The 24470-nt window shown below is 50.5% G+C and carries 32 protein-coding genes; 2 read left to right on the top strand and 30 right to left on the bottom strand.

Features of this window, described 5'->3' with window-relative positions; all coding sequences use genetic code 11:
- Positions 1-2: 2 nt before the first annotated feature.
- The 23 genes from ET34_RS22865 to ET34_RS0102555 form a co-directional block, all read right to left on the bottom strand.
- Complete coding sequence (locus ET34_RS22865; protein ID WP_051640445.1) at positions 3-2474, bottom strand: tail fiber/spike domain-containing protein; 2472 nt, start codon at positions 2472-2474, stop codon at positions 3-5.
- Between the two features lie 58 nt (positions 2475-2532).
- A complete protein-coding gene (locus ET34_RS0102660; protein ID WP_031519252.1) occupies positions 2533-4992 on the bottom strand; it encodes a host specificity factor TipJ family phage tail protein in 2460 nt (819 codons plus the stop codon).
- Positions 4979-5398 (bottom strand): peptidoglycan endopeptidase, encoded by a 420-nt coding sequence (locus tag ET34_RS0102655; protein ID WP_413783761.1) that lies wholly within the window; start codon positions 5396-5398, stop codon positions 4979-4981. Before ET34_RS0102655 ends, ET34_RS0102660 begins: the two co-directional genes overlap by 14 nt.
- The gene (locus ET34_RS0102650) at positions 5361-5828 is read right to left on the bottom strand and encodes a hypothetical protein (protein ID WP_031519249.1); all 468 of its coding nucleotides are present in this window, start codon (positions 5826-5828) and stop codon (positions 5361-5363) included. The genes ET34_RS0102655 and ET34_RS0102650 overlap by 38 nt, the downstream gene beginning before the upstream one ends.
- A gap of 2 nt (positions 5829-5830) precedes the next feature.
- Positions 5831-6322 carry a hypothetical protein gene (locus ET34_RS0102645; RefSeq protein ID WP_031519247.1) on the bottom strand — a complete coding sequence of 164 codons (492 nt, stop codon included), beginning with the start codon at positions 6320-6322 and terminating at the stop codon, positions 5831-5833.
- 2 nt (positions 6323-6324) lie between these two features.
- A complete protein-coding gene (locus ET34_RS0102640) occupies positions 6325-8970 on the bottom strand; it encodes a tape measure protein (protein ID WP_031519245.1) in 2646 nt (881 codons plus the stop codon).
- A gap of 60 nt (positions 8971-9030) precedes the next feature.
- Entirely contained in the window at positions 9031-9549 is a 519-nt protein-coding gene (locus tag ET34_RS0102635) for a hypothetical protein (RefSeq protein WP_031519244.1), read from the bottom strand.
- A 147-nt stretch (positions 9550-9696) separates the two neighbouring features.
- A complete protein-coding gene (locus ET34_RS0102630) occupies positions 9697-10050 on the bottom strand; it encodes a hypothetical protein (protein WP_031519243.1) in 354 nt (117 codons plus the stop codon).
- 107 nt (positions 10051-10157) lie between these two features.
- The gene (locus ET34_RS0102625) at positions 10158-10832 is read right to left on the bottom strand and encodes a DUF6246 family protein (protein ID WP_031519242.1); all 675 of its coding nucleotides are present in this window, start codon (positions 10830-10832) and stop codon (positions 10158-10160) included.
- A 75-nt stretch (positions 10833-10907) separates the two neighbouring features.
- Positions 10908-11654 (bottom strand): Ig-like domain-containing protein, encoded by a 747-nt coding sequence (locus ET34_RS0102620; protein ID WP_031519241.1) that lies wholly within the window; start codon positions 11652-11654, stop codon positions 10908-10910.
- A gap of 20 nt (positions 11655-11674) precedes the next feature.
- Positions 11675-12067 carry a phage tail termination protein gene (locus tag ET34_RS0102615; RefSeq protein WP_031519240.1) on the bottom strand — a complete coding sequence of 131 codons (393 nt, stop codon included), beginning with the start codon at positions 12065-12067 and terminating at the stop codon, positions 11675-11677.
- Positions 12064-12432, bottom strand: a complete 369-nt coding sequence (locus ET34_RS0102610) for a hypothetical protein (RefSeq protein WP_031519239.1) — start codon at positions 12430-12432, stop codon at positions 12064-12066. Before ET34_RS0102610 ends, ET34_RS0102615 begins: the two co-directional genes overlap by 4 nt.
- A 1-nt stretch (position 12433) precedes the next feature.
- The gene (locus tag ET34_RS0102605; RefSeq protein ID WP_031519237.1) at positions 12434-12784 is read right to left on the bottom strand and encodes a hypothetical protein; all 351 of its coding nucleotides are present in this window, start codon (positions 12782-12784) and stop codon (positions 12434-12436) included.
- Positions 12784-12960 carry a hypothetical protein gene (locus ET34_RS20775; protein ID WP_236633809.1) on the bottom strand — a complete coding sequence of 59 codons (177 nt, stop codon included), beginning with the start codon at positions 12958-12960 and terminating at the stop codon, positions 12784-12786. The genes ET34_RS0102605 and ET34_RS20775 overlap by 1 nt, the downstream gene beginning before the upstream one ends.
- Complete coding sequence (locus ET34_RS0102595; protein WP_031519235.1) at positions 12957-13358, bottom strand: DUF7370 family protein; 402 nt, start codon at positions 13356-13358, stop codon at positions 12957-12959. Before ET34_RS0102595 ends, ET34_RS20775 begins: the two co-directional genes overlap by 4 nt.
- Positions 13359-13422: 64 nt before the next feature.
- Positions 13423-13719 (bottom strand): hypothetical protein, encoded by a 297-nt coding sequence (locus tag ET34_RS0102590; RefSeq protein ID WP_031519233.1) that lies wholly within the window; start codon positions 13717-13719, stop codon positions 13423-13425.
- 9 nt (positions 13720-13728) lie between these two features.
- Entirely contained in the window at positions 13729-14826 is a 1098-nt protein-coding gene (locus ET34_RS0102585; RefSeq protein ID WP_031519231.1) for a major capsid protein, read from the bottom strand.
- A 14-nt stretch (positions 14827-14840) separates the two neighbouring features.
- The gene (locus ET34_RS0102580; protein WP_031519229.1) at positions 14841-15293 is read right to left on the bottom strand and encodes a gp53 minor capsid family protein; all 453 of its coding nucleotides are present in this window, start codon (positions 15291-15293) and stop codon (positions 14841-14843) included.
- Positions 15293-16567, bottom strand: a complete 1275-nt coding sequence (locus tag ET34_RS0102575; protein ID WP_031519227.1) for a hypothetical protein — start codon at positions 16565-16567, stop codon at positions 15293-15295. Before ET34_RS0102575 ends, ET34_RS0102580 begins: the two co-directional genes overlap by 1 nt.
- Positions 16568-16580: 13 nt before the next feature.
- Positions 16581-17546 (bottom strand): phage minor head protein, encoded by a 966-nt coding sequence (locus ET34_RS0102570; protein WP_031519225.1) that lies wholly within the window; start codon positions 17544-17546, stop codon positions 16581-16583.
- Positions 17497-18840 carry a hypothetical protein gene (locus ET34_RS0102565; RefSeq protein ID WP_031519223.1) on the bottom strand — a complete coding sequence of 448 codons (1344 nt, stop codon included), beginning with the start codon at positions 18838-18840 and terminating at the stop codon, positions 17497-17499. Before ET34_RS0102565 ends, ET34_RS0102570 begins: the two co-directional genes overlap by 50 nt.
- 156 nt (positions 18841-18996) lie before the next feature.
- A complete protein-coding gene (locus tag ET34_RS0102560) occupies positions 18997-20250 on the bottom strand; it encodes a PBSX family phage terminase large subunit (RefSeq protein WP_031519222.1) in 1254 nt (417 codons plus the stop codon).
- On the bottom strand, positions 20247-20786 hold the full coding sequence (locus tag ET34_RS0102555) for a terminase small subunit (RefSeq protein WP_031519220.1): 540 nt from the start codon (positions 20784-20786) through the stop codon (positions 20247-20249). Before ET34_RS0102555 ends, ET34_RS0102560 begins: the two co-directional genes overlap by 4 nt.
- 25 nt (positions 20787-20811) lie before the next feature.
- Between ET34_RS0102555 and ET34_RS21465 the strand changes: the two genes are divergently transcribed.
- Complete coding sequence (locus ET34_RS21465; RefSeq protein WP_236633806.1) at positions 20812-21243, top strand: DUF6173 family protein; 432 nt, start codon at positions 20812-20814, stop codon at positions 21241-21243.
- Between the two features lie 152 nt (positions 21244-21395).
- On the opposite strand, the gene ET34_RS23155 is transcribed toward ET34_RS21465, so the two are convergent.
- Positions 21396-21689 (bottom strand): hypothetical protein, encoded by a 294-nt coding sequence (locus ET34_RS23155; RefSeq protein ID WP_413783760.1) that lies wholly within the window; start codon positions 21687-21689, stop codon positions 21396-21398.
- Positions 21690-21716: 27 nt separating this feature from the next.
- On the opposite strand from ET34_RS23155, the gene ET34_RS22425 reads away from it, so the two are divergent.
- Positions 21717-22007 carry a hypothetical protein gene (locus ET34_RS22425; protein ID WP_152548335.1) on the top strand — a complete coding sequence of 97 codons (291 nt, stop codon included), beginning with the start codon at positions 21717-21719 and terminating at the stop codon, positions 22005-22007.
- Positions 22008-22040: 33 nt separating this feature from the next.
- On the opposite strand, the gene ET34_RS0102540 is transcribed toward ET34_RS22425, so the two are convergent.
- The 6 genes from ET34_RS0102540 to ET34_RS21455 form a co-directional block, all read right to left on the bottom strand.
- Positions 22041-22367, bottom strand: coding sequence for a GrlR family regulatory protein (locus ET34_RS0102540; RefSeq protein ID WP_031519214.1), 327 nt, complete (start codon positions 22365-22367; stop codon positions 22041-22043).
- A 211-nt stretch (positions 22368-22578) separates the two neighbouring features.
- The gene (locus ET34_RS0102535; RefSeq protein WP_031519212.1) at positions 22579-23256 is read right to left on the bottom strand and encodes a Rha family transcriptional regulator; all 678 of its coding nucleotides are present in this window, start codon (positions 23254-23256) and stop codon (positions 22579-22581) included.
- A gap of 235 nt (positions 23257-23491) precedes the next feature.
- A complete protein-coding gene (locus tag ET34_RS22740) occupies positions 23492-23665 on the bottom strand; it encodes a hypothetical protein (protein ID WP_169738112.1) in 174 nt (57 codons plus the stop codon).
- A 144-nt stretch (positions 23666-23809) separates the two neighbouring features.
- On the bottom strand, positions 23810-24079 hold the full coding sequence (locus ET34_RS0102520; RefSeq protein WP_031519211.1) for a hypothetical protein: 270 nt from the start codon (positions 24077-24079) through the stop codon (positions 23810-23812).
- Positions 24076-24330 (bottom strand): hypothetical protein, encoded by a 255-nt coding sequence (locus ET34_RS0102515; RefSeq protein WP_031519209.1) that lies wholly within the window; start codon positions 24328-24330, stop codon positions 24076-24078. Before ET34_RS0102515 ends, ET34_RS0102520 begins: the two co-directional genes overlap by 4 nt.
- Entirely contained in the window at positions 24330-24470 is a 141-nt protein-coding gene (locus tag ET34_RS21455; protein WP_081826891.1) for a putative peptidoglycan-binding domain-containing protein, read from the bottom strand. Before ET34_RS21455 ends, ET34_RS0102515 begins: the two co-directional genes overlap by 1 nt.

The following is a 24470-nucleotide window of genomic DNA, read 5'->3' as shown; positions in this document are numbered from 1 at the left end:
CGTTATGATTGATAAACACCAGTATTAATGTAATTGCCAACTACTCGACTCTTGAAGGTAGGATCAACAACCTGGTAAGAATTTTCAGCTACAAAAATGGCGCATCCACTGAGCTTGCCCGTTGCGGCGTTTCCTGATTCATTCCCACCTAAGTAACCACCAATGCTTGAGGATGATGTTTCTGGTATCCCCGTTATGGCAGATGGCCAACCAAACAAGCAATAATTGAAGTCGAATATTCCAGCCCTTTTACCCCCAGAGCCACCCCAACCAACACCATATATCCTACAGTTATTAAACAAAATTCTGTTATACGACGATGCTGTCCTCGCGACAGCACCATCTACATACCCGAGAAGCATGTCCTGATCTGAAACCCTTATATTCATATCACTCCACGCGCTCGTGTACGGAACGCAATTGTAGCTCCTCATGATGTCTATGCTCTGAGGGACTCCATAGTTTGTGAACTTAAATGCTTGGACATTATATCTCGGTACAGTCTCTGCATTAGTATTACCGAGTCTTGAAAGGTCAACGTCTTTTATCGTCAACTTATACCTGCCCCTGCCAACAATAGCGCTTAACTGAGGCTGGGTAATGCTTGAATAATTGCGCTGGTTGCTTACAACGCTAACTACAAGATTTTGGCCATAGGAGCGAGAACCTACTACCTTAATGTTCTCAATGTAATGGCTATTGGGGAGTATCATATATTGCTCAAAATTGCTTCCACCAGACACTCCTAAGTCAAGAATCCTCAAATCGACAAGTGCAGAGGCATTGGTAAGGTCAATCGTAACGTTCCTGATTACTACGTCAGGGCTTGTGGCCATAAAGTTGCCATTGTATTTTGGCTCAAGGCTTGAAACAACAAAATACCCAGCGCAGGTTGATGGCAATAATACCTTTAGCCCATCTATAATAACCTCTCCGTCCCATGAGGACATGTAGTCACGCTTAGCTGACCAAAACTCCATAACATCTATGCCGAACATTCCCAGGTGAATGCAGTTTGTTGCAACCCATTGACCCCAACCTTGTGAGGCGCAGTGATAACGGATTGTGCATTCATTAACGTATATGTCTGACATGCTGAAGTGACCGCCGATGCCTGGAAAATCACAGCGGTTAATATGAACGTTTCTTGTTTTGTTCCCGTCGTAGCCGCCCCAGCCATTTATGTTGCAGCAGTTTTCCAGTGTTACGTCAGAGCACTTCTCCGTAAGGATAAAGTATGCTGCCTCGTTCCTGCCTGATGGATTTGCAGGAGCATTGGCACCAAGATAACCAACCGGACTCATGTAAATGTTATTCACACTAACCCTGGAGCAAGACTGGAAATTAACTGCCTGTCTGGAGCTTCCGTTGTTGTTGATATCGATGCTGGATCCGGTTATGACCGTATTATTCCGAGAGCACAGCACAATATTGTTCAATCTTGCCCCATCAAGTATTATCCTCGGCATTTTAAAATCTAAAATGTTAGTAAATGGCTTGTACTTCACAACCGGGCGATCACTGTAGCTGTAATAGTTTCGATACCGCAGAGTTCCATCAGGGTCAATTTCATGAACTTCAGATTTCAGCTGATTCGATAAAGCTCCGCCATTATTCCTTACCATTACAACGTCAGTTGAATCCAGGATGATGGTGCCTTGCAAGCCAGTAACCGGGAAGCTTGTCTGGCCTTTTTGATACGTAGAGTTGGAAAACTTACTTGTAACATCAACTTCAGCTTGTGGAATTTCGAACAAAGTATTACTTAATAACCAAACGTCGCCAGCCTGATATGTGGAGCAGGTAACCGTAGCCTGACTCATATCAGCATCAACCTCAATCCTTATGGGATCTGAGTTGCTCGCTGACAAAACATATGAACCGGTGGCAATGAACTTTTTATTCAGATCTTTAGCAGCGGTTAGCGCCTGTTTAAACGCCGAGGTATGATCGGTTTCGCTTCCAGACATGTACATTTCTGGGCTGATATAAGAAGAAGATTTAAGCTTGTCAATTTCAACCTGAAGATTTACTCCTGAGGAGGTGCCGATCATGCTTGCACCCTGACTTGAGGCAAGCATTGCTTTTAGCGATGAGTCGCCAACGCTTATCCATGCTCCAACCCCAACCCCACCGGTAGATGCCGGCGTAGAGTTATCAGGAACCACTTTCCCGGATGGCAGAAAAGAACCATCCCAACGGTAGTAATTTCCATCCGTCTCGTCTTTCAAGATCTGGTTTGGCAGAGTAAGTGTTGCTCCATCCTGGAACGTACCGAAAGGAATCCATCCGTACTGAGCAATCGCCTGTTGAGCCAGCCAGCGCAGACCTTCGATGGTGTAATGCTCATTGCCAAAACGGTCAGTATAGGCATTAACAAGAGAGGTAACAAACTCGTCAATTTTACCTGCATTAAACTTCAGATCGCGCGGTGATTCGCTTGGTACCGGGAGATTAGTTGGTTGCGTGGCCATATTTATTCCAATAAAAAACCCGGCGCGTTGTCCGGGTTGTGATGAATGATGGAGGTGATTACTGATAAATCAGATCGCTGTACTCTGTCAGAGTGAAAGAGGTTGTAGAATCTGCGTTAGGCTTCTTCTCTTCTACGCGCCACAAGGTTGCGTCGTGCTCCTCTTCTGTCGCGATCACATAACGAGACGGTGACTGAACGTCATGCCCGTCCCAGATATTGAGAGGGATATCAGGGATTGCAGCGGTAAAGCCGAAGCGAGTGTCTCCTCTCTCTGTTGCCATATATCGCGCCGTAGGTACGCCAAGATTGTCCGTCACAGTGACATACATTGTTCCTGAAAAGGTTATGGCTTCGCTGGTATCAAAGTTATTTCCTGACCGTCTCACGATGTAACCTGACTGCTGGTTAGTGTCGTAAGTGTCGGGAACCTGAACCATGTCACCTACGCTGACGTATTGACCGTCTGCCAACGTCTTGCACGTCATCCTGCCTCGCGAGTAGATTAGCTTTCGCGCCTCAAGCAAAGCCCTGTCACGGGCCTGATATTCATCCCTGCAGCCGTGCAGCGTAATCTTGTTTGGGTTCTGAGCAGCCTGCTCTACTATCCCGCTGCTCGTTACTCGGTACCGAATATAGGTTTTTTTATTCGTAACCGGACTAACGTATTCCACCTCAACGCCATCAAATCCACCGGGTAGGGTCATTTCCCATGTGAGCTTATACTCTTCCGCAGCAGTGTTGTTTCGGTTGAATATTGTCGCCGGGTAAGCCTCTTTCTGGTCACGAACGAAGCACAGAACGCCATCTTCCCAGTATGCGATTACACGTGCAGCGTTGCAGATGGTTTCCACCCTGTTGCCGAGAGAGATATCCTCATCGTCAAAGGTGTAATCGAACTGCGCCAGGCGGGCGTCCGGGATGCTTGCGGCTATCTGGTAAAGCCCGTAAAGGTCGATACTGCTGACCGGCTGCTTGCCGATAACCAGCCACGTATGAGCTACTGCGTCAGCAAATGAACGAGATGGCCTGAGGCCATAATCTACAGTGCCGTCCGCCATGTTATAGCTGATCGTATGTCTGGTAATGAGAGCGTTGTATTTACGCTCACGCACACCCGTTGCCTGCTCAGTCGCACGCACTGTAACCCTCACCAGGGTGTCATCAGGGTGAACCACATTCTGCCTGACACGAACAGAATGAATTTCTGAAAGCTGAAGAATATTGTAGTCAGCCCAGTTATCAGTTCTGCGCAACTGTACAGCGTAACGCCCAAGCCCTGCAGATGGTGTGAATTTAACGGTACTGTATCTGAAATCGCTTCCGCCGGAGTTATTGCTGACTGATCCATTAAATGACTGTGTAGTTCCCGGTATCTGAACGTTGTTATCATCAACTTTCCATAGCGTTACTGAATAAGATGCCGTCACATCATCAGCCTGCTGAGCCTGGAAATGAAACCACAGCTGATCACCCTCTACCGGTGAGAAGAACGGCCCCATCGTGACCGTCTGATTGTCATTCAGAATAAACTTCGTCGTGTTGACGGTTGCATTAGACGGGGTAGTCGAGGCATCCGCACCACTCAGCGATCGGAAAAAGAAGTTATAAAAATATGTGGGGTTGGTTACCGCGCCATCATTGGTTTCTGTAGCATTAAACAGGTCTGCAGAAAGAGTGATGTCTTTCGTCACAGGTCCGCTTGCGGTGTTGTACGTTACATTGATTACAAACGTGACACCTCTCGGCTTTGCGATATTCAGGAAGTAGTCGAAGCTTGTCTGCTTGCGTATCTTCATCGCAACCTGACCGCCAGAATATGTACCGGATACCACATTTGTTGCAGAAGCAGAGACAACCGGAACACTCCCGCTCTGGTTTGGCCCCGGCAGTTCCTGTCCGTCTACATCATCAAACTCGAACCCTTCCAGCATTGTTGGAATGACCTGCCCTGGCTGGTAGATCTCATAACTGGCACCGGCCAGCGTTCCGAGTGATGATTCGGAATACCTGACGTTAGTTACCGAATATTTGCCAATGCCGAAGTTCATCCATTCAGTTACGTACTTAACGTTACCTGAAAATTCGAAAATTGATGGCGCTATAAGGTCAGGGTAAGAGCGAACCTGACCGTAAACATCGGGACGCGCCTGGTATGTTCTGGCAATGTTAGTCTGACCGGTGAGTTTGTTATTTGGCGACTCTTTTGCGTTCGTGTCAGCTGATGACAGAGCCGGCTGAGGCGCCAGAAACGAGAATACTTTCGATACCAGTTTAAACACAGGGCTCAGGACGTCGCCGATAACGCTTTTCGGCTGATCGAACACCTGAACGCGATCTGATTCGAGCAGACTGATTGTCAACTCATCATCTGGTCGCATTTCCCTGCCGTTCAGCACCACAACAACGTCTTCATGAATATCTGCGCTTAGTAGCCACTCAGAGAGAAGCATTCCATGCGGTACAGAATGGCGTTCTTTCGGCGTTCCAGGCACGCGCTGAAGCTCAATTACTGGCATATGTCATATACTCCACGCGTGTAAAAACTTTCTCTATAGCCTGCAGTCTGTCGCTTCTTACTGCGCCATTTTCACCGCGACTGTGCAACGCCCTGCCGTTCACTATCAGGCCGATATGAGCCGGCGAATTTCCGGTGTACCCGATGAAAATTCCATTTTCTTCTGGCATCTCGCTGCGCTTCCAGAACACTACCTCATCGCTATGACAGGTGAAGAAGTCAGAACCCGATTCGTAGCCAGGCAGCGTGTGCAGCTCTTTTCCGAGAACATGGCGATAATAGAGAACCACAAGACCCCAACAGTCACAGGCCTTGAATGTGCATGCCCTGTTGACCCAGGGAACATCTATCATCAGGCTTGCAAAATCTTCAGCCGTTAATGAGGCCTGTCCATTCAGCCGGGTCATAAAGCAGCCCCACGTTTTTGTTGATCGGGTTAGTCATCGACAGCGAAACAGTGACGTCTGCCGCGTCCATATTGCAGTCGTTCACGTAAAGCACCCAACTACGCAGCAACGTGCTCATATCCGCGTCATACAGTGCATACGTCGCCGTAATTGGCGTGATGCGCCCTGCACCCTTCCATAGCTTCAGCTTCACCTTAAAGTCTTGCGCAAGGCGACTGAACTTAAGCGTGCTGTCTATAACAGGAGTTGAGCTTTGCTGGCTTTCGGTTAGCTCAAACCGGCACGCCAGATATTGATTGCCGGCAAGTGTTTTGGGGAAAACCTGATTGTTGACGATTCGAACGTAACCGAAAGAAGGGTGATAGAAAGTGACTGTTTCGTACTGGATGCGGTTTGGTCGCTGAGCTCTGATTTCACGCAGTGTTGACATAATTACGCCCTCGGTAGTGATTCTGGATCTCGGTCATCAGGATATCCCGTGACAACGATGTCGAGCCAGGAAGCCCACGGCGGAGGAAGCTCAATGATAATATCGTCGAATTCATCATCTGAATTTTGCAGCTGACGGCATACCACGTCACCGGTCCACGTGAAAACGGATCCGCTCTGACTCCACGTCGGGTAGGAGGTGAAATGCATCTCCTGCACCTCCACACCAGTGTCGCCGGCACCAGTTCCTAACGGCATTGTGAACCATTGATTCCCGTTATCCAGATAATCAGGGCTGCGAATCCATTGCATGAATGCTCTGTGCTCCGCCCGGGTGAATATCCATGTCAGAGAGAACGATGTTTTCAGATCATCAGTTAATTTCTGGAAGATTGGCGCCCCAACTTGAGGAGTATCGGTCCTGAATCCTGTGTCCATGGCAGGCGTTTTACCTTTCTGAGCCAGCGGAAGCCAGTCGGGATATGGAATAGACATGCTTAACCCCTCGCCCGGCGTGGTGCGTTGTGATAAGAGGAAATGTTCTGGCTGATTTGGCCCCCTTGCTGAAGATCGGCCACCACGACTCGAATAATATCTTCGCCGCTTGGGCCTTTTTCAGCCTGATAATCCTGGACGCCAGCATTGGAAGAATAATTCTCGATGATGATGCTCACGCTGGTTCCTCCGCCCTGCATGTCCTTGTTGCTGATTACCCTGCCATTGTCACCTGGTATCATGTACTGCTTACCGGTGCTGGCCCGGTAAATCTCGGGAAGTCCGCTTTCACCTACCTGATACATGCCCCCGGCAGATACCGGACCGCCATTCTTGCGTTTACCCAGCAAGCTCATTCCAATGATGCCAGCTACTGCACCAATACCTATTGCGGCCGCAGTGCCCATAGATGCAATGGAAGAAAGAATTGCAGCAGGAGTCCACGCAGCGGCAGTAGTCGCAGCAGCAGCGGTACTCACCGCCGTCTGTGTCGCAACTGCTGCCGTCTGCACCGCGGTAGTAGCCGCGATTGCTGATTGCTGAGTTGCAGCACCCATGATCGCAGACTTAGCCCATTCAACACCCATCTGAACGAAAGTGTTAACCAGGCTGTTAAGCACAGTGCTACCGATAGACCGAAGCGCATCCTGAGCGGTCATGCTGCCCGTGATAATGCCAGTAAGGGCATTAGAGGCGTTACCAGCAAAGGCATCAAATGCTGCGGCTGCCGCTTCATTTCCTGCGCTCTGGTTGCGCCATATCTCCCACATGGCTGATATGCGCTCTTGCTCGTACTGCCTGTCTGCAGCGGCGCGTAAGGCCAGTGCGTTCTGGTGTGAAATTAATCCTTGCTGATCAAAAGACTGAATCAGAGACAGTTTTCTGGCATTCTCATTAGCCAACTGCTGGACAGGATCAACACTGCCTGCCGCATCCTGTTGCGGCGTCACTGCCTCCTGCGCTCTAATCTTCGCGAGGTTAGCTTGATGCTCAGCCTCAATTCTCTCAGAGGTTTTGTTGTACTGCTCCTGACTGATTTTCTTTGCTGACAGGGCTGTGTTGAGATCCTGAACATCCTGCTTATAACTGGCGTTCTCTCTCGCTTCCGGAAGTAGCTTCTCTGCGGCTGCCTGAGCTTTGATGGCGTTAGCAGTGTCCCACTTCTTCGCAGCGTACTGGCCGGCAAGATCTATCTGAGCCTGTGTTGCCGACTTACCAAGAGATTGCTGGGCATTGAGGATGGCTTGCTCGCGACTTAACTTGCTTGTTGAGTCTGCAGCAAGCTCTGACTGCTCTTTGAGGTTCTCAAGTTTCTGAGCGATGGCCTCTGCCTGACTTGCAGAAGTCTTCCCTTCCCTGTTGTTCTCTTTCTGAGCCTCAGTATTGCGGTAAGTTGCTGCGTACTGATCTTCAATAGCTTTAACTCTCTTCTGGTCAGTCACCCCTGCATCAGCGGCGTCATATTGCGCCTGAAGACGGGCGCGAGCCTCACCTTCAAGCTTTGACAAAGCAAGCCTTCTCTCAGAGTTCTTGACCAGCTTTTGGGTGGCGGCATCGTCACCCTTTGTTGCGGCTGATTTAAATCCGCTGTTGTTTTTTGCATCCTGCGACGACTTTGCGCGAATGCTGGCTATTTCCTGCTCAACTCTTTTTAGCTCAAATGCTGCCTGTCCACGCCTAATAGCCCAATCTTTCTCGCTGAAGTCATACCACTTACGCCCTTCTTTTAGCTCGTCATTGTATTTCTTCTGCAACTCAATAAGTTTTGGCATCCTTGAGGCGTCGCCAGCATTGTTGTTATAGAAGTTAAGGTTATCGGCAACACTTTGCATCTGCCCGGCAAGTGTTGAGGTCAAACCTATCGCCTGATTCAAATCACTAATGGCATTACGGAAAGCAACGTCCAGACTATTTTTAGCCCTGTCGATACTAACCGGCATCTTGTCAAACTCTTCGTTGACAGATTCCGATCTGCTTTGAATGGCATTCAATGCGTCGGTGGCTGTTAGCTTGCCATCAAGCATCCTCTTGCGAAGTTCTCCAATAGAGATTCCTAACCCCGCCGCGATCTGACGAGCCAACTCTGGCATTTGCTCAAGGATGGAATTGAATTCCTCGGCACGCACAGTTCCGCCAGCGATAGACTGCCCAAACTGACGAAGAGCGTTTGACATCTCTTCTGCTGATGAACCGCCTATGGTGCCAATTTTCTGGAGTGTTGATGTCAGGGACAGAATCTGAGAATTAGTAGCTCCAGCTTCTTTGAGAGCTGAAGTCATCGACTCCCAAAGGCGCTCGGTATCCGCCAGGCTGCTTCCTGTTTGTGATGCAATTGCCGACAATGATTTCATTGTCTCTCTGGCAACATCGATGCTTGGGCTTAACCGCGTAACTCGAGCCTGCAAGGTGTTCATCTCGTCGCCGATGGTAATAAGTCGTTTTGCGGTTTCGAGCGTGAATGCTGCACCTATCGCCAGGCCAACTTTATTTAATGCCCCTTCAAAACGCCCAGCTGATTGCGATGATTTACTGAAACTGCTATCCATCTGGTCAAGGCGTTGGTTAACTTTTTGCTGACCAGCAATCAGATCGGCAACATCCATCTCAACCTGGTAAACAATGCTGCCTAATTGCTTATCGCCTGCCATTTCTTAGTCTCCGGGCATGAAAAAACCCGCTTAAAGCGGGTTCTATTTACTGAAGAGTTTTCAGATGGTTTTAAATATCTTGTACTTAAGGTATTTGAATTTTGATTTGAAGGTGTCGTCAACTTTATGTTGCGATGAAACAATAATCAGGTCTGCCATAGATGCCTGTCGGCCGCCAACCGTGGCAGACTCGAAAGAAGCCCATGAAGTGTCGTAAAGGTTGAAGTTACATTGAGCGCTACCCTTAAGCATTACGCCAAATGAATTTTGGGATTCGAATTCAACAAAAGCCTTTCCTTCACTAATACTGAAGTACCCTTTTTCAACACCCTGCCTGATCGCGTCAGAATTGATTGCATCCAGTTTTGCAGGAAGGTCATCTTTATTGACGACCTTAATATCAAAAATTGAATCGATCATTCTGTATGATGATGGTGATTTCATTTGGCTTTTTACTAAATTACTACACGCATCGATCATCGCCGCTCCCTGGGCATCCGAAGGAGATACCAAGTAAACGGATCCTATGCCACAAGCAGCCAAAATAGCGACCCCAAACGCCAACCATTTTTTGTTCATTTATTATTCCATCTCATGTTGATAGCTAAGAAACATCCTATCAGGAACCGATCACTTATCAACTGATGAGGTGGAATGTTGCGAGGAGTTGCGCACACACTAATACAAAGAAGCCACCCGAAGGTGGCCTGTCATTGCTCATTTTGATTATCGTGTCTCACAACCCATCTGAGACTTGTCGATGATTTGTGTCCCCTCAACACGGAATCCGTAGGTGCCGAACAGGAAGGCATGGTTTAGTTGATAAATCACTACATCACTTAAACCAACCGCGCACTTATCTTTCTCAATAGCGCGGTCCATTGCGGTTTTAACGCTAGGAATGCCTAACGGGAAAATCACGATCGGCGCTTTGTCTTCACCAGTGACACGCTGACCTTTTTCGAACTTGGCTGCGTTAAGGTTATAGTTTTTTGTACTACCAACAGTCATGTCGGCAACTCGAACTGTACAGCCAGACAACAGCAACGCCCCAAGAACTAAAGCAAATACCTTTTTCATTGTATGTTTCCATTGATTGCAATCAGAAACATCCTAACACCTAAATCAGATACCGCAACCCCTGCCACTATTCTAAGGAATGCAATCAAAAATCCTGCCTGAGTGGACTAGGCTGTCTTCGTCAGACGCTTAGCTTTCTTCGCCAGATAATCATCAGCAACCTGTTCATACTCTTCGCGAGTAAAGCCTTTCTGCTCCGGATATTTGGCGCTAAGCAGCATCTGGAAGTTGGTCATTGTGAGGTTACTGGCCTCTTTCTGGCTCATGCTGAAGTGGGTCTGTGCAGCAATGATGTAGTCGACAGCTCGGAACTCAGTGCTCGTTCCGTTTTTCTCGTGACGCTGCAGGCGCCTGACCTTCGCTTTACCAATCACTCCGTGAGCTATCAGTGACTGAGCAATGAGCAGGATGGCTGAATCAGGCAAAGCACCCTTGCGTATTTTAAAGGTGCGCCCGTTGCCTTTAGCGGGCTGGAATACACCAGTCAGTGCCTCCGCATCACGATCGCAACAGGCATTCATCACCACTACCGCCGCTATAAATGCACGCCGGCCGTAATCGGCTTTTCTAATGTGGGCAACCAGCCAATCAGGAATGCAGCCATATGCGCTTATAGCGCGATTGATGAGTCCGCCAACCTCATCGTTGTGCAGGTCGTAAAAAGCCTGAACAATCTCATCAGGTTCGCCTATTTTCGTCATATTGGCGAAAGATGGGCGGAAGAAATAATCTTCTCCATCGACCGTAATAAGACACTCGCCAATCTCTTTTAGTGGTGTCATGGCTCCTCCATAAACATTATCAAGGGCGACCGTAACAACATTATCAAGGGCGACCGTAACCGCCCTTTGTAATGGTCACGCTGAGGTAACTGTTACCGAGCAGGTGGCAGTAAAGCCGCCGTCAGTCGATGTGAAGGTGATTGTTGCGGTGCCAGCAGCAACACCAGTCACAAGTCCAGTGGGGCTAACTGTTGCTTTTGTATTGTCTGAAGTTGTCCAGGTGCCGGTTTTGTCGCTCGCATCAACAGGTTGTACCGCGCCAGTTAATTGACGAGTTGCACCTACTGCGATTGAGGTTGTTGCCGGTGTAACTGTTACACCGGTAGTGGGCACAGTTTCATCAGTGTCTTCAATCTGGAAAGTGCTGGCGTCAGCAACTTTGAATTCAGTACTAAAAGTGACAATGTCATTACTGCCACCATCAATACTAAAGGCGTTGATGACCATATAGCCCTGCAAGGTGACAGCACCAAACTCCATTCGCACCCAAATAGTTGGCTGGCGAGCAGCCTGGATTTCAGTATTGAAGTACTTCAGCAGTCGGTAAACGCCGTATTGGTCGAGCCGATCGTTTTGCCGTACCTCGCCTTCAAACGAGATCGTCAAATCGGCATTGGTAACAATGCTTTCTACGTAGCCTTTTGAATCATCCGCCTCGGATGTGACTGAGTTTGGGCTGAGATCAAAGGTTTTTGATGTTCCAGCGGCAAGCGCCTTCCACTCGGATTCCTGCGGTACTGTATCTGCACATCCATCAGCTACTTCGAGCACAATGGCGCGGCCAAACAACTTTGTGTTGTCTGTTGGGCAATTTGCTGCCATGGGTAATTCCTCTTTGGTTTTTAACTTTCGCCGTAAAAACAGGCAAATTGCAGACGCCAGACCATACGCCCTTCAGTCGTTAAAACCGGGGATGGTATGCCGCCCATGTTGGTGATTTGCCCGACGCAGGGGTCGGTGATGGGGTTTTGTTGCACGTAGTCGATGATGGCTTGTGCATCCGCCTCTGAATTTGCGTATTCGCCAGTAGCCTTTCCTGAAATCAGATCGACAAGTACGTAATGGTCAGAGCCGATATCCCTGTCTACTGCTGTGCCGCCGTTTGGCCGGAAAACGATGAAGCGGTCGGTCAGTTTTCCTGAGTCAGTCCAGGTAAGGGCCTGAACGGTGTATCCCTGCGTTAAACCGGCTGCGACAATCAGGTTTTTCACTCGTTGATGCATTGGAGGGGTCACAACGACATCTCCTTTTTCATTACGCGGTCAATTGCGTCTTTTGTGTCTTCGAAGCCTTTAGTCAGGAACTCTTTCTGAGCTGTAGAGCGGCGGAATGTCTGAGGCACGTTAGGGTCGTGGACATAAACAGCGTAATTCGCAGAGTACCCCACTCTGCCAGTAACTTTCGTTCCGTTAACTTCCAGCTCGCGGTATTGGCTATTCAACAGCGTGGACGTGTCGATTGGCGTATAAAGCGCAGCTTGTGAGCTACCGATGATTAGTGCTGACTGAATAGCCCGGACAACCTTGCGCCCCTGCACGTCATTGATGAGCCTGTCGAGGTTTGCTTTCGCCTGGGTGATTCCTCTAACTTTGCCGGCCATATCAGACTCCGGTCAGGATGGCATAGTCATCCGTCAGTCGGTCGAACGTATCTGCATAGCGAATTACCTGCCGCACTTCATCAGCGCCTGCCACAACAGGGTCAACCTCTGTCGATGCGCCAATCAGCAAATAATCACCGGCATCTGCCAGAGAGAACTCCGTCCAGACGGTGTTTTTCACGACAATTTCAGCTCCCAGGCTTCCGACTCTCTTCGACAGGCCGCCTTCGTAATCACAGAGGATTTGCTCAGGTTCGGCATATCCCAGCGGATCTCCGTATTCGTCAGTGCCTTCCAGCTTGCGCCAGATAGTGGCAATGGCGGTGTATGACCAGTTTGCTGTTGCCGACATCAGCCCTCCTTCCAGCGGATCACCATCGCGCCAGTCGCCCTAATGCGCTCACAGTTGATATGCCACTCGCCGTCCGATTTAACGTAGCCGGTAGTTTCACGACCACTGTCGGTCATCACCCATACGCGGGTGAATGAACGAGGCAGTCGGATGGCTACTGATATCCATGACATCATTTATCTCCGCACATGCATCCACCCTTCCCGATCCAGATACCAGCAAAAGCCGGCGTTGCTGTCGGGTCTGCAGGGATCAGCGAGGTAGCACAGCCATACTTATCCAGGCCGCGCAACAGGTTCACTGAGGATTTCCATCGATCGGTGAAAGACTGGTATCGGAATGAGCGAGACGCACCGCTTGGAGCTGTCTGGCTGGAGATGTACTTATCACCCTGCCCGAGGCCCATAAGAGCCAATAAATAAAGCTGAATCAGCAGCGCGGTCGATGCCGGATAATTCGCATCAAGACATTCCTGAATGCTGTTGGCGTGATCTACGAGAGCCTGAAGAACAAAATCGGGAATGGTAATTCCCTGAGTGGTCAGGTATTCCTTCGCCTGTTCAAGATTTACCATCATCGACTCCATGAAAATAACCCCGCCGGAGCGGGGCATAAAAAAACCGCCTTAGCGGCGGCCGTTATTCAGCGGGGAAAAGCTTCTCTAACTCGCCCTGTGGCAAAAGCTCTGCCAGCTTGTCAACGCCGAGATTGCCTTTGTACTCAATGCCGAGTTCATCCAGGCGTTTGACGATCGCAGCTTTGCGCGCTTGCTTGTCTGTGCCAGCATCCGGAGTGGCCGGCACCAGTTCAGCTGATGCTTTGTCCGAGAGCTTGCGGACGTGAGATTTTAGCGCCGGGTGAACAGTCTCCAGTTGAACCACATCACCCTTTGCTACGCCGTGCCACGGCTTAATTACTTCGTATTTCTCAGCCATGATGTTTCCTTATGCCAGGTTTGCGCCGTACAACACGCCGGACAGGCCTTCGCCGTCCTTCTTAATCTGCAGACCTTCAGCAGACATGATCTGGAAGTTGTAATTGCTCTGCGGCATAGGGCGCGGCAGTGGCACGACACCGACAGCCATACCTACCAGCGGGGAAATCACATCCTGACGACGCTCATACGCAAGGAATTCATTTCCTGACAGCGCGTAGGTCATCTGAATAGATTTAGCCGGGATAAACTTGCTGATCGCATCCAAAACTGTGCCGCTAAGCAGCGCATTGGTTCCGGTGTTAATATCCACCAGATACGGCTTCGCCATGTTGGCCCATAATTCTGGGCTCACCCAAAGCTTGTCGTAAGCAGTTACCTTGTTAGTGCGGGCTGTCAGGCCAAACGGGCCGGTCGGGCCGAAGAACGCCAGCAACTGTGCCGGGGTTGCAGTGGTGAGGTTGATGTTAGCTCCGCCGGCACCGCTACCGAGGTTGATTTTCTGCGTGTTGCGGTGGTTCTTCATGCCCTGAGCCGGCAGACCATCAACCACGATGCTTGAGTCACCATTCAGGTAGAAGTTAACGCGCTTCTTATGGAATTTGCGCATCTTCGCGGACTGCGACTCCAGCGCCAGATCGATGCCTACCGTGCTCAGACCTGCAGCATGACGCCAGTTAACTCCGTAACCGGCAGTGAATACCGGAATCGGATCACCATCTGAACCGAATTCGGCATGGTCGAAGGAGTACGGTGCCTGACCGTCAATGCTGACAGATACATCATCAGCGATATCGCCAGACACGTTGTAGAGCTTGGCGGTTTTGCCGATCGGAAGAACTGTCTGAACTCCCATCAGGTCATTGACGATTTCCATGCCAATTTCCTGATCGCGCATCTGGATAATCTGGCGGTCAATCTCAGCCCAGAATTCGCGGGTGAAGCCGCCGATGGCATTCGCTGCCAGCATTTCATGCGTCATGCGCGTGCGGAACGCGTTGACCATCATGTCGTGCTGAGCATTGAAGATGTCACGGTTCGCCCACAGCTCATTCCAGTGTCCGCGCAGTCGGCTGTTAGCAGCCAGTGTTTCAGCGGTAAAATACATTCTTATTCTCCTGATTAAGCGCCAGCAGCTGCGGCAACGGTGCCGACACGCATACGCACGCGGATGAAATCGGTATTACTGGCCGCGATGGTCGCATCGTCCTGGCTGTAGCCGATCACCGAATCGGTGTCTGCAGTAGCTTTGGTAAACTGACCGTTTGTGCCAAGCTTGATGGGGTCATCTTTGGCATAGGTTCCCGGCACGCAAAGCAGCGCAAGTTCACGCCCTTCTTCGACGTAGTTGCCGACGGCGGAATCGCCGGCAGGAACCGCCTCGGTGATTTTCAGACCCTGATGGTAAGCAACGTCGATGATATAGAGGCGACCAGCCAGCGCAGTAGCCTGAGCGAACTCGTTGTCGTCGTTGATGACAGCGGCAGTACCCGGCAGCAGGTCTGAGGCGGTGGCGCGGGTTTCAGTCTTGTATAGTGACTGACCGTCGATATTAACGCGGCGATAGCGTGGCATTATGCAGCACCTCCGAAGTAAGCGGCCGGATCTGGTGCGCCGGTCACAGGGTGAGTTTTGGCGGAGTTAGTGCCCAGCGGGGCGGCTTCGCCGAGGGATTTAAACATCGCGTCAAGAGCTTCACCTGACAGTGCGTTTGCCACGATTTCACCGTGTACTGCGGCAACTGCATCGCGTTTTGTTTGTTCTTCAGCGCGGGAGTTAGCGGTCAGGGTTTCAGACAACTTGTCCTGATTGGCCTGCAGTGCATCAACCTTGTCAGAGAGCGGCTTAATTGCCTTCTCGGTATTGGTCGCCACAGCCTCGCTAACCATGCTGCCGATTTGTTCCAGTTCTTCTTTGGTTAAAGGCATGTCGCCCTCCGTTTTATGGTTTGTTGCAGGAGCTTCCTGCGGAGTGAAAAGTGATTTGATTTTGTTGGCTGCGATGGCGACCCACGACTCCTGCCGCGCTACTTTTGCGCCGGTATCTTCGAAAGTGATCTTGCCGCCTTCGGTGCTGTAGCCGTAAACCTGTGCATCACCGCCGTTACGGATGACGATCGCCTGTGAATCGGTGAAGTCAGCAATCCACGCGTAATCGTCCGGGCCGGTTGCAAACTTGTCTCGGGCAGCTTGCTCAAGACGACGCTCACGTTCGCGGTAAGACTCACCAATCAGCGCACCGGAATTAACCTGTAGCGTTTTAGCCTGATCAGCGTTAACCATCAGGCCGACGCCCTGCTCAGGCTGTGCAGCTCCGACTTCATGCAGCAGGATGGCGTCATGGTCCATTGCGTTGATTTTGGCAACCCACTCGATGCCTTGCGCCCGCTGATCCGCGGTGGCTTCAAGTTGGTCAAGGAACACGGCTACACTGGTATGAATCGGCGGAACGTCCTCACCGCGCTCAATGGCGGCCACACGCTCAAGTAGTTCACGCCCCCCTTCGCTCTGGTTCGCTACGGTGGTATCAACCCACTTCTCTGCATAAACGCGGTTTCCTGATTTCTTAACGTTGCGGTTCCATGCGCCAATGTGTCCGGCGTTGATGCCCTCCGGGGAGAAAGCGGAGACAAACTTTCCGTCTACAGTCGGATGGCCGAGCGGGGCCAGCGTGCCTTCCAACCCCTGATAGTGGGCGTTGATTTCCGATTCCGGATAAAGACCGCCGTTCATCACAACGTTGGCCGGCAGCGTGTAGCTCGGCAGAACCAAATGCGGCCGGCCGTTATACGTCTCACGGCGAATAGCCTGACTGTTCACCCTCGTGGTGACGTTAACCTGCATAGTCATGGTTATCTCTCGATTAAGCCGCGTGCTTATGGTCGCAGCAGTGATGTGATTTGTTGGTTGCCATGCGTTTCCCCCATGTCTGGGCAAACTCTTTTTTGGCGATATCGATTATTGAGGAATTGAGCGGCACGCCCTTCTCATCTACCAGCACGGTGACTTGAGAGCATTTGCAGTTGATAGAGTTGCCGTTGATGCTGTACCAGTCGCGCACCTCTTCCGAGGTGTAGAGCTTGCCATGGCGTAGAGCATGCGCCTGACGCGTTGTGGCGCTAAGGGCAGACAGGTGAAGCAGCATGACATTCAGGCCCAAATCTTCTTTGGCTGAGTCGTGCTCATCCCATCTTGCACGCCGTAGTGCGGTGGTTATTTCCGTTCTGGCTATACGGTTAGCTCGACCCTGCTCGATTCCTATCTGGTCGCGCAGTCGCCTGGCTATTTCTTTCGGATTCTGTCCTCGACCCATGCCATCTGTCAGGATTCGCGCCAGATCCTGCTTCACATCTGCAGCCAGCCCTTTCATATCTTCAAAGGTGCGAGCTCTCACCAGAATTAACCGGCTTTGATAGGCGTCGCTTAGAAGTATTTCCTGCACGCTGCCGCGGTCGGCTTCGTATGCAGGGGATTGCTGAGAAAGATTGGCAAACTCCTGCGCCGTGCCACGCTGATACGATGGCGAAACGTAGTCCTGAAACAGCCATGGGTTGAACTCGCCTCCCCGCAACAGGATTTCATCCACGATAGAATCGCCGTTCTGCAAGAGCATCGACAGCATGGTCGGGTCTAGCTGGAAGGTGTATCGTTGGTTTACTACAGGCTCCGCCGGGATGCGGTTTAGCAGTTCAATGTATCGGGCGCTGACCTGCTTCAGGCGTTTCGCGTAATCACGCATAGCCCCGCGCTCCAGCCTGTCAACGCCGGTCGGGTCTAGCTTATTGGTCGGAAGTATTGCTGGTTTCGGCTTCTTCTTCAGTTTCGCCATCTTCCTCACTCTCCGGTAATGGCTCGCCCCCGCCTGGCTCGTAACCTGCGGCCACGCGGATTTCATCGACCGTAAACACCTGCTCACCAGAGGCTAAAGATGTCTGGTTGATATTGCTCATCTTCACCGCACTATCCAGCTTGTCAGATGGTGACTGCTCGTTAAGCTCATCCCACACGATGCTGAACTTAGCCACAGGCTTAATGATCTGCAGATATGTGAGTTTATCGACCATGTCCTCAGCATCGAACGACAGGTCGCCGCGGCGTGACTGGCAGCGCCCGTTGAAATAAATCTGGTCTTCAGTGCTGGCGCGTTCGCCAGACTGGTTACCGACGATAATGCGCGATGGGATGTCTACCGATGCGCTGAATGTTTTAAGGTTAACGTCATAAGTTGGTGACGGGTCAGAAACCGCGTTAACCATCGACGTGACCTGTGCACCCTGTGTAATCAGCAGCGTGTCATTACCACGGTTAATCTCGCGGGCAGCTTCGTTATAGCGCTCCTGAAGCTCATCAACGGTAACGCCATACATTGAGGCCAGATTGTTGAAATCGACCTCTTTGTCGAAGTTGATATTCTGCTGCCTGGCTGCGTTCTTAAGGAATGACTCTCCCGAACCTCCCTCAACTTTTTCGAGGCTGACACAGGCGTTATATCCGGGCTCCAGAAAGCCGATCGCATCATCAGACATGTCGCCAATAATCAGCACTCGGTCAGGGTGAATGCTCCGTTGCGCCGTGCTGCCATCAGAAAGTGACTCGGTGTACTGCCACATTGTGATGGTGCCGGCATTGTCACGGCTGCCAACTTTTAGTGCGCTGGCCCATACCGGTGAAATCTTCTGAAGCGCCTTGCCTTTAACAACTGATTCATCCCATCTTTTGCTGTCTTTAACGTGCAGCAGGATGCCAGCCCAGCGGCCAACCAATCGCCGCTTATCCGCCTCAGCGAATGCACGCCAGAAGCGATGGGTGAATACCTGATTACTGTCTTTCTCCCAAGCAGTAAGCTCTCTCGAGTCGTCAGACTGCTCACCTTCAATTACTTGAGGGTTCGTTCTCCAGCAATTCGATACCAGCTTATTTACCGCGCCGTGAGCAATACCGCCGCGACGATAGAGCTTGTGCAGGTCATGAAACGTAAGCTCTTCTTTGAAGCCGTATTCGCACCATGCGCTCTCACGTTTCGCATCCAGCCCCATTCCGGGGTTGAGTGCCATAGCACGCGCACGGGCAAGCCTGACGTCATTCAGCGCGTGATTGACGGCGAGAGTTAATTTGTCATTCATGAGTTATCCGTTAACGCTTTATCGGTGGGATTGATGGTGCTTTAGGTGATATGAAAGTCTCCCTTTTACTCAACTGCTTAATTTTATGCTCATAGCACTTCCAGCATCCCACTGGAGGGTTAAGCCAAATACCATGTTTGTTGCATTTGACCATAGTCATCTTCCTTGCAGGCGCTTCGGTATCATCATCCCGGCCACCTGACCCTTACGCTTAATGTGACCGTCGAGACCGTAGCGAATGCCGTCCCAGCAGTGTTCATAGCCGTCGGCGAGCTTAGGCAATACCTCACCGGTGATGCGGTCTGTCTTGTACGACCACATCCGGGCCTCGCGCGCCACGTTCTTGCATCGAGGGTGAATGATAATCTCGTCGAAGCCGCGAAGATGCGCGATCCCATCCTCAACGCTTCCCTGCCATTTTTCGGCAGCCGAGATGTTGAATCCCTGCCGCTTGAGGTAGCTGATCGTCTCGGGCCTCGCGGAGTCAGCCTTGATGGGCCAGTCACGCGATCCGGGAATTGTGTCGTATAGCTCTGGCATGTGGTCGAGCTCTGTCTGCTGACCGTATGCCTCGTACTCGATGTACAGCCGGTTGTGCAGGATGAAAGAGCGCACCAGCGTGTTAGGGTCTTTTGCGAAACCAAAGTCAGCGCCGAAGAACAGGCGTTCAGCCTCTTTCCAGAGATTTTCCGAGAAATCAGCAATCCGGTATTTTCCGGCCAGCACCTGTTTATCGGAGTTCTCGAGGTAAGCCCCCTCCCAAACCCATGCGTATGTTGCCGGGTCGAGGCGTCTCTGATCGTTCTGTCGCTCACCCTCCAGCACGTCAGGGAACCACGGGTTGTCCGTATAGTTCATCTCAACGGTGATGCAGTCGTCGCCGGCTTCTTTGCGAAAACGCTTATCCGTGGCGCTACCGTCTCGCTCCGGGTTCCACGTCACCCAAATCTCTGATCCCTCTTCACGAACGGTCGGGCTCAGCTTCTGCCAGGCTATTTCGCTGACTGATTCAGCCTCATCAACCCAGCAAAGCAGGATGCGCGCTTTCGACTTGATGCTATCGAGGTTATGGCGCAGGCCGGCGAATACATAGGTCACCGTTTTATCAATGGTCCGGATGTACTTTTCGCCAATGTCGAAATTAGCGGCCAGCCACGGCACCGAAAGAATTGCCTGCTTCACCTCCTGCATGCTCGACTCTTCAAGCGAGTTCATGAACTCACGTGCGCAGAGGATTACGCCGCTCTCGCCGTTCATCATTGACTGATAAGCCTTTACGGCGGTCATCAACGCGAATGTGCGCGTCTTGGCGCTGCCACGACCACCATGTGAGCACCGATAACGCTTATCTACAGCAGTGAACAGCGGAGCAAGCTTAGCCGGGATAGGAAGTTGAACGGATTCACTCATGCTTTCGGCTCAACAGGGAGTAACTGGATAACGGTTGGCTTCGGCGTCATGGTTCCGTCAGATGACTTATGGTCAACCGTCTCTTTGAAAGCATTCACATCGATGTGCTTGCCTAGCAGCTCAAGGTTCTTCACCTTGTCAGGCCACTTTATCTTCTTGAGGATGTTCTCCATGGTCGTTTCATCAAAGTTGGTGACCGTGGTGAGGATATCCAGACCGCTCAGCGTGGTGCGCCAGACCTTGGGCCATTCGTGAATCATCTTCAGGCCGCCGTCATCTTTGAGGATGTCTAGCACATCCATTTCATCTATCTCAACCAAGCGACGCAGTACGTAGTCTGCATTTACCTCTACCCTTTCGTTGCGCTCTGATTTAAGGTCAATGATGCGTTGCGCAATGTCTGGTTTTGTGAGGTTTTCACTGCCAATCTTACGGGCGGTGTTATCGCTGTACCCCGCCCGAATAGCCGCTTGTGTAGCGTTTAAATCGATGAGGTACTCGCGACAGAACATTTCTTGTTTGTCGGTGAGTGCCATTCTTTTTCCTTTTAGGAATCATTTAATGAATAATTTCAATCCACTGACACACCTTGATTCAGCGGCGCATCTCGAAGTTATGGCCAAAATGCATAAGGATGCAGGTGATAGACAGTTTGCTGTAACGGGTAATTTTGCAAATGAATTTCACCGGCGGCTTATCGTCTGGATAAATGATTTCCATCGCACTCTTGATGAAGACCATGAAGTAGGTGGGCAATTGGCAAGTTTTGGTCGCGTAGTCGAATTTCATTTTACCGGCATTAGTTATTGGGATCCGTCATTGATATCGTTTATAGGCAAGCTTGAAGATGGGAGTCCAGTTGAACTAGTGCAACATGTAAGCCAAATAAACATTCTTCTTTTAAAGAAAAAAAGACTCAATCCGGAAGAACCAAAGCGCCCTATAGGTTTTGCAGCTTGGCCTGAATACGAGCAGTTTGCTAAAGAGGATTAATCAATAAACCCCAACAAATACGGGCTGGTCTCTATTTCAATGCCTCCCAGTCCGGTTTGCTCATTGGTTACTCCGTTTTATCTTCTACTGGCGTCACCATCAGTTTCTGGTTGATGCCATGCTTAACAATGAATGCTCTCACCTTTTCGTAGTCAGGTTCGGACCGCATCATCAGACACATCAGTGTCAGCGTCCTGAGATACAACGGGAGCCACCACTTCACTTTCACTTGAATCGTCAGATTGCACGCTGCCATCTGATGCCTCCTCTGCAACCGGCACAAAGTGGAACTGCTCCACGCTATCCGGGCGGAAGTACCGCCATTCACCCGTGTCGGTCGCCAGCGCAACGAAGCCGTTTACGATTTCAGGCTGGCTGCGCTTCATCAGTCCGGTGAAGGTTTCTTTCGATGTGGTGGTGATGGTGATTTTGTAGATGTCGGACATTAAAAGCCTCTTTATTTGCTTGAGAATATGTCCAATTTTCCGCAGGAAGTGCTTTCTGATTTAACCCTCACTATTGGGAAAGTGGTGATTGCCATTGGCACTCAATCCATTCACTGTGCAATAGAGACCATTATTGATGCAGGAATTTGCCTGCTCTTTTCTATAGGGGGTAATATGGTTACTGAGTTAGAAATCTCTTTAGCAATTGCTTATGCACCATCTATCAATCATGTCATCAAAACCGCATGCCTGGTTATCAGATTGGCTGTGTTAAAGCGTTACGGCATTATCAAACCAACCAGCAGGCGAACTTTGTAATGGCAATAAAAACCGCCCGGAGGCGGCTTATATTTAGATGATATCGCTCAAATAATGCATGCTTCCGGCGATAACCAAACCAGGGCGTCCTTTCACGCTCCCTTTAAACACTGTTCCTCCTGGCAATTCATTTAACGTCAAATCTAAATCAACGTTATCCACTCCATTAAAAACAGTGGTGTCGTTTGGATTATGCCTTACGACCTTCAATGAGATTTTATTGCCATCAAACACACCTTGATAGTAGCAAACATAGTCACCACCATTAAGGCGATCATCCCGAACGGTAACAATCCCATCACAGTTACCATTGCGGTTAACATTACTGTCAAAAATAACCTTATAAATGCCGTTTTTCATTTCGCATCCTTATATGGTTTTGCCATATGGCTCCGGCATTATACCTAATTTCACTTGAGGAAATATTAACACCATTCAACTTCCAGCTTCGCGCTGCTTCACAGCAGTGCTAACCGTAGACACAGGAGGAGATGATGACAGTCATCATCGTGCCCGCTTGTTAAAACGGGCATTGTGATAAAAGCCGTTGTGAAAGTGGCTCTCAACTTTTTTACGCTGCAAGGTGGTGCTGTTCTTCGATAAGCGGTTGACGATGGTTGCGTTCGAACATCCCGCGCAGCACTTCTTTCCTCTGATCGAAATCCCACCCCATGCTGATGAACACGGTATTAGCGCGCTGTAGCTCGGTGATGCAGTGGATTTGCTCTGGTGTGAGGTAATCGCGAATCGGCTCTTTCTTCCCGATCTCATGATGTACGCGGAACTTAGCCGCGGTCATGCCCAGCGCCAGTCGGTTAATCAGGTCGGCTTCATTGCTGAAGTTATGCGGAGCAATCTGCTTGCCCTGAGCTTCACGCTCATGCTTGATGGCGTCAGTCATCGGTTTGTATTCCAGACGCGCAGAGTTGCGATCCATTTTCTTCTTCGCCAATGCGCCACGCATAGTGAAGAACTCAGCGACCAGACGCTTTTTGAATGCCCGCACAACTTCATTGTTCCGCATGTAGGTGATCAGCAGCGTGGTTTGTTGCTCATTTAATAACGCGACGCGAACCCGAGAGTTGTTGTACCCAGCTCGGATTTCAAATCCGACCTCTCCGAATTCCTCAAGGTCACTTATGTTGCGGTCAACCAGCTTGATGATGGTGTCATGGTCTCGCCCAACGCCTTCGGAGATGGCGGCACTGTTGGTTACCAGGTCGAGCTTCTTTATTTCAACTAATTGCATCGGTATTTACCTTTTAGTGATGAACCTTGTCACACAGGAGTCCGGCCCACAGAAGGCACCGATAGCCAAACCGGTATCCTCAAGGGTCATCCTGAAAGGTTCTGTGTATTGGTGCGCGCGTGTGAGACGCAGTATTCCTCTAAACTCGATAATCATCGGGATGGAGAGGACCTGCCCCATGCAGCAGGGCGATGATGCTTTGCAGTAGTGGATGGATCTTCTTGGGGTTGTCCAGCTAGTTCATCTTGTGAGCGTTCTTTATCTCCATCACAACCTCACGCTGCAGCTTCCTGATTTCGTCGCGATGCCGTCGCTCCTGCTTCAAGTAAATCCAGAAGAAAAGCCACGTCATAAGCAGCGCTGCGATGCAGCCGCCGGAGATGATGTTGTAGATGGAGTAAGCACTCATTTGGCTTCCGTCGCGCAGTTAGCTTTCCACGTTTTGTTGTGGGTGAGGATGGATCGCTTGGTGCGTTCATCCATGGTCAGAATATCGGCCTCAGTAACGAAGATCGGCTTCACCCAATTGCAGGCCGTATCAACAACAACCGTGTTATTTGTTGATCCAGTTTTCCCGCAGCTCGTCATCAACACTGCTGCCAGGCATGCGAGTAACGGTTTCCTGTACATCAGCGGCCTCTTTGCTGGTTTTGGTCTGGCGCTCAGTAGCAGCCTGAGCCTGTTCGATTTTGGTTTTGGTTTCACGCTCGGTAGCGGCCTGTTCGGCTTTCCCCTTCCCCTTTGAGTGACCAATACCAAAGGCACCGGCAGCAATTGCGAACACAGCGAATGCACCGGCGATCAGCATTTCAATGAAACTCATGATTTCTCTCCCGGGTTCATACCCGCGTCGATTTGCTGCTCTTTTATCGCCTTATCGCCTGACAGCTTTTTAGCGCCAAGGTAGCCGGCAGTGCAGAAGCCGAAGTACAGGCCGAAAATCACGTCCGATAGCGTCCCCTGATAGGCCTGCCAGCCTACTGAGCAGCTGCACACCAGGAAACCAAGTGCGGCCTGCGTTCTGCTAAGAGATATTGTGCCGGCGCTACCACGCAGCATGCTGAAGACGTCCATCAGATTTCCACCCTGTCCAGCCAGCCCCACAGGAATTCCTCCTGCGATTGGTCGGCTTCCGCTATTTCAAGATAGCGCTGACCCTGAGTGCAATTGAGCGCCTTCAACAGCTTCGCTTCTGCTGCTGCATACCCGCGAAT

Origin of the sequence: Siccibacter colletis, assembly GCF_000696575.1 — a bacterium.
Lineage (GTDB): Bacteria > Pseudomonadota > Gammaproteobacteria > Enterobacterales > Enterobacteriaceae > Siccibacter > Siccibacter colletis.
The sequence above is the reverse complement of the archived record's forward strand: the minus strand, read 5'-3'. Positions and strand labels throughout refer to the sequence as shown.

Bases quoted from the DNA above. Each gene is read 5' to 3' on its own strand.
- ET34_RS22865 (WP_051640445.1), bottom strand. From the start codon at position 2,474: ATGGCCACGCAACCAACTAATCTCCCGGTACCAAGCGAATCACCGCGC.
- ET34_RS0102660 (WP_031519252.1), bottom strand. From the start codon at position 4,992: ATGCCAGTAATTGAGCTTCAGCGCGTGCCTGGAACGCCGAAAGAACGC.
- ET34_RS0102655 (WP_413783761.1), bottom strand. From the start codon at position 5,398: ATGACCCGGCTGAATGGACAGGCCTCATTAACGGCTGAAGATTTTGCA.
- ET34_RS0102650 (WP_031519249.1), bottom strand. From the start codon at position 5,828: ATGTCAACACTGCGTGAAATCAGAGCTCAGCGACCAAACCGCATCCAG.
- ET34_RS0102645 (WP_031519247.1), bottom strand. From the start codon at position 6,322: ATGTCTATTCCATATCCCGACTGGCTTCCGCTGGCTCAGAAAGGTAAA.
- ET34_RS0102640 (WP_031519245.1), bottom strand. From the start codon at position 8,970: ATGGCAGGCGATAAGCAATTAGGCAGCATTGTTTACCAGGTTGAGATG.
- ET34_RS0102635 (WP_031519244.1), bottom strand. From the start codon at position 9,549: ATGAACAAAAAATGGTTGGCGTTTGGGGTCGCTATTTTGGCTGCTTGT.
- ET34_RS0102630 (WP_031519243.1), bottom strand. From the start codon at position 10,050: ATGAAAAAGGTATTTGCTTTAGTTCTTGGGGCGTTGCTGTTGTCTGGC.
- ET34_RS0102625 (WP_031519242.1), bottom strand. From the start codon at position 10,832: ATGACACCACTAAAAGAGATTGGCGAGTGTCTTATTACGGTCGATGGA.
- ET34_RS0102620 (WP_031519241.1), bottom strand. From the start codon at position 11,654: ATGGCAGCAAATTGCCCAACAGACAACACAAAGTTGTTTGGCCGCGCC.
- ET34_RS0102610 (WP_031519239.1), bottom strand. From the start codon at position 12,432: ATGGCCGGCAAAGTTAGAGGAATCACCCAGGCGAAAGCAAACCTCGAC.
- ET34_RS0102605 (WP_031519237.1), bottom strand. From the start codon at position 12,784: ATGTCGGCAACAGCAAACTGGTCATACACCGCCATTGCCACTATCTGG.
- ET34_RS20775 (WP_236633809.1), bottom strand. From the start codon at position 12,960: ATGATGTCATGGATATCAGTAGCCATCCGACTGCCTCGTTCATTCACC.
- ET34_RS0102595 (WP_031519235.1), bottom strand. From the start codon at position 13,358: ATGGTAAATCTTGAACAGGCGAAGGAATACCTGACCACTCAGGGAATT.
- ET34_RS0102590 (WP_031519233.1), bottom strand. From the start codon at position 13,719: ATGGCTGAGAAATACGAAGTAATTAAGCCGTGGCACGGCGTAGCAAAG.
- ET34_RS0102585 (WP_031519231.1), bottom strand. From the start codon at position 14,826: ATGTATTTTACCGCTGAAACACTGGCTGCTAACAGCCGACTGCGCGGA.
- ET34_RS0102580 (WP_031519229.1), bottom strand. From the start codon at position 15,293: ATGCCACGCTATCGCCGCGTTAATATCGACGGTCAGTCACTATACAAG.
- ET34_RS0102575 (WP_031519227.1), bottom strand. From the start codon at position 16,567: ATGACTATGCAGGTTAACGTCACCACGAGGGTGAACAGTCAGGCTATT.
- ET34_RS0102570 (WP_031519225.1), bottom strand. From the start codon at position 17,546: ATGGCGAAACTGAAGAAGAAGCCGAAACCAGCAATACTTCCGACCAAT.
- ET34_RS0102565 (WP_031519223.1), bottom strand. From the start codon at position 18,840: ATGAATGACAAATTAACTCTCGCCGTCAATCACGCGCTGAATGACGTC.
- ET34_RS0102560 (WP_031519222.1), bottom strand. From the start codon at position 20,250: ATGAGTGAATCCGTTCAACTTCCTATCCCGGCTAAGCTTGCTCCGCTG.
- ET34_RS0102555 (WP_031519220.1), bottom strand. From the start codon at position 20,786: ATGGCACTCACCGACAAACAAGAAATGTTCTGTCGCGAGTACCTCATC.
- ET34_RS21465 (WP_236633806.1), top strand. From the start codon at position 20,812: ATGAATAATTTCAATCCACTGACACACCTTGATTCAGCGGCGCATCTC.
- ET34_RS23155 (WP_413783760.1), bottom strand. From the start codon at position 21,689: ATGTCCGACATCTACAAAATCACCATCACCACCACATCGAAAGAAACC.
- ET34_RS22425 (WP_152548335.1), top strand. From the start codon at position 21,717: ATGTCCAATTTTCCGCAGGAAGTGCTTTCTGATTTAACCCTCACTATT.
- ET34_RS0102540 (WP_031519214.1), bottom strand. From the start codon at position 22,367: ATGAAAAACGGCATTTATAAGGTTATTTTTGACAGTAATGTTAACCGC.
- ET34_RS0102535 (WP_031519212.1), bottom strand. From the start codon at position 23,256: ATGCAATTAGTTGAAATAAAGAAGCTCGACCTGGTAACCAACAGTGCC.
- ET34_RS22740 (WP_169738112.1), bottom strand. From the start codon at position 23,665: ATGAGTGCTTACTCCATCTACAACATCATCTCCGGCGGCTGCATCGCA.
- ET34_RS0102520 (WP_031519211.1), bottom strand. From the start codon at position 24,079: ATGAGTTTCATTGAAATGCTGATCGCCGGTGCATTCGCTGTGTTCGCA.
- ET34_RS0102515 (WP_031519209.1), bottom strand. From the start codon at position 24,330: ATGGACGTCTTCAGCATGCTGCGTGGTAGCGCCGGCACAATATCTCTT.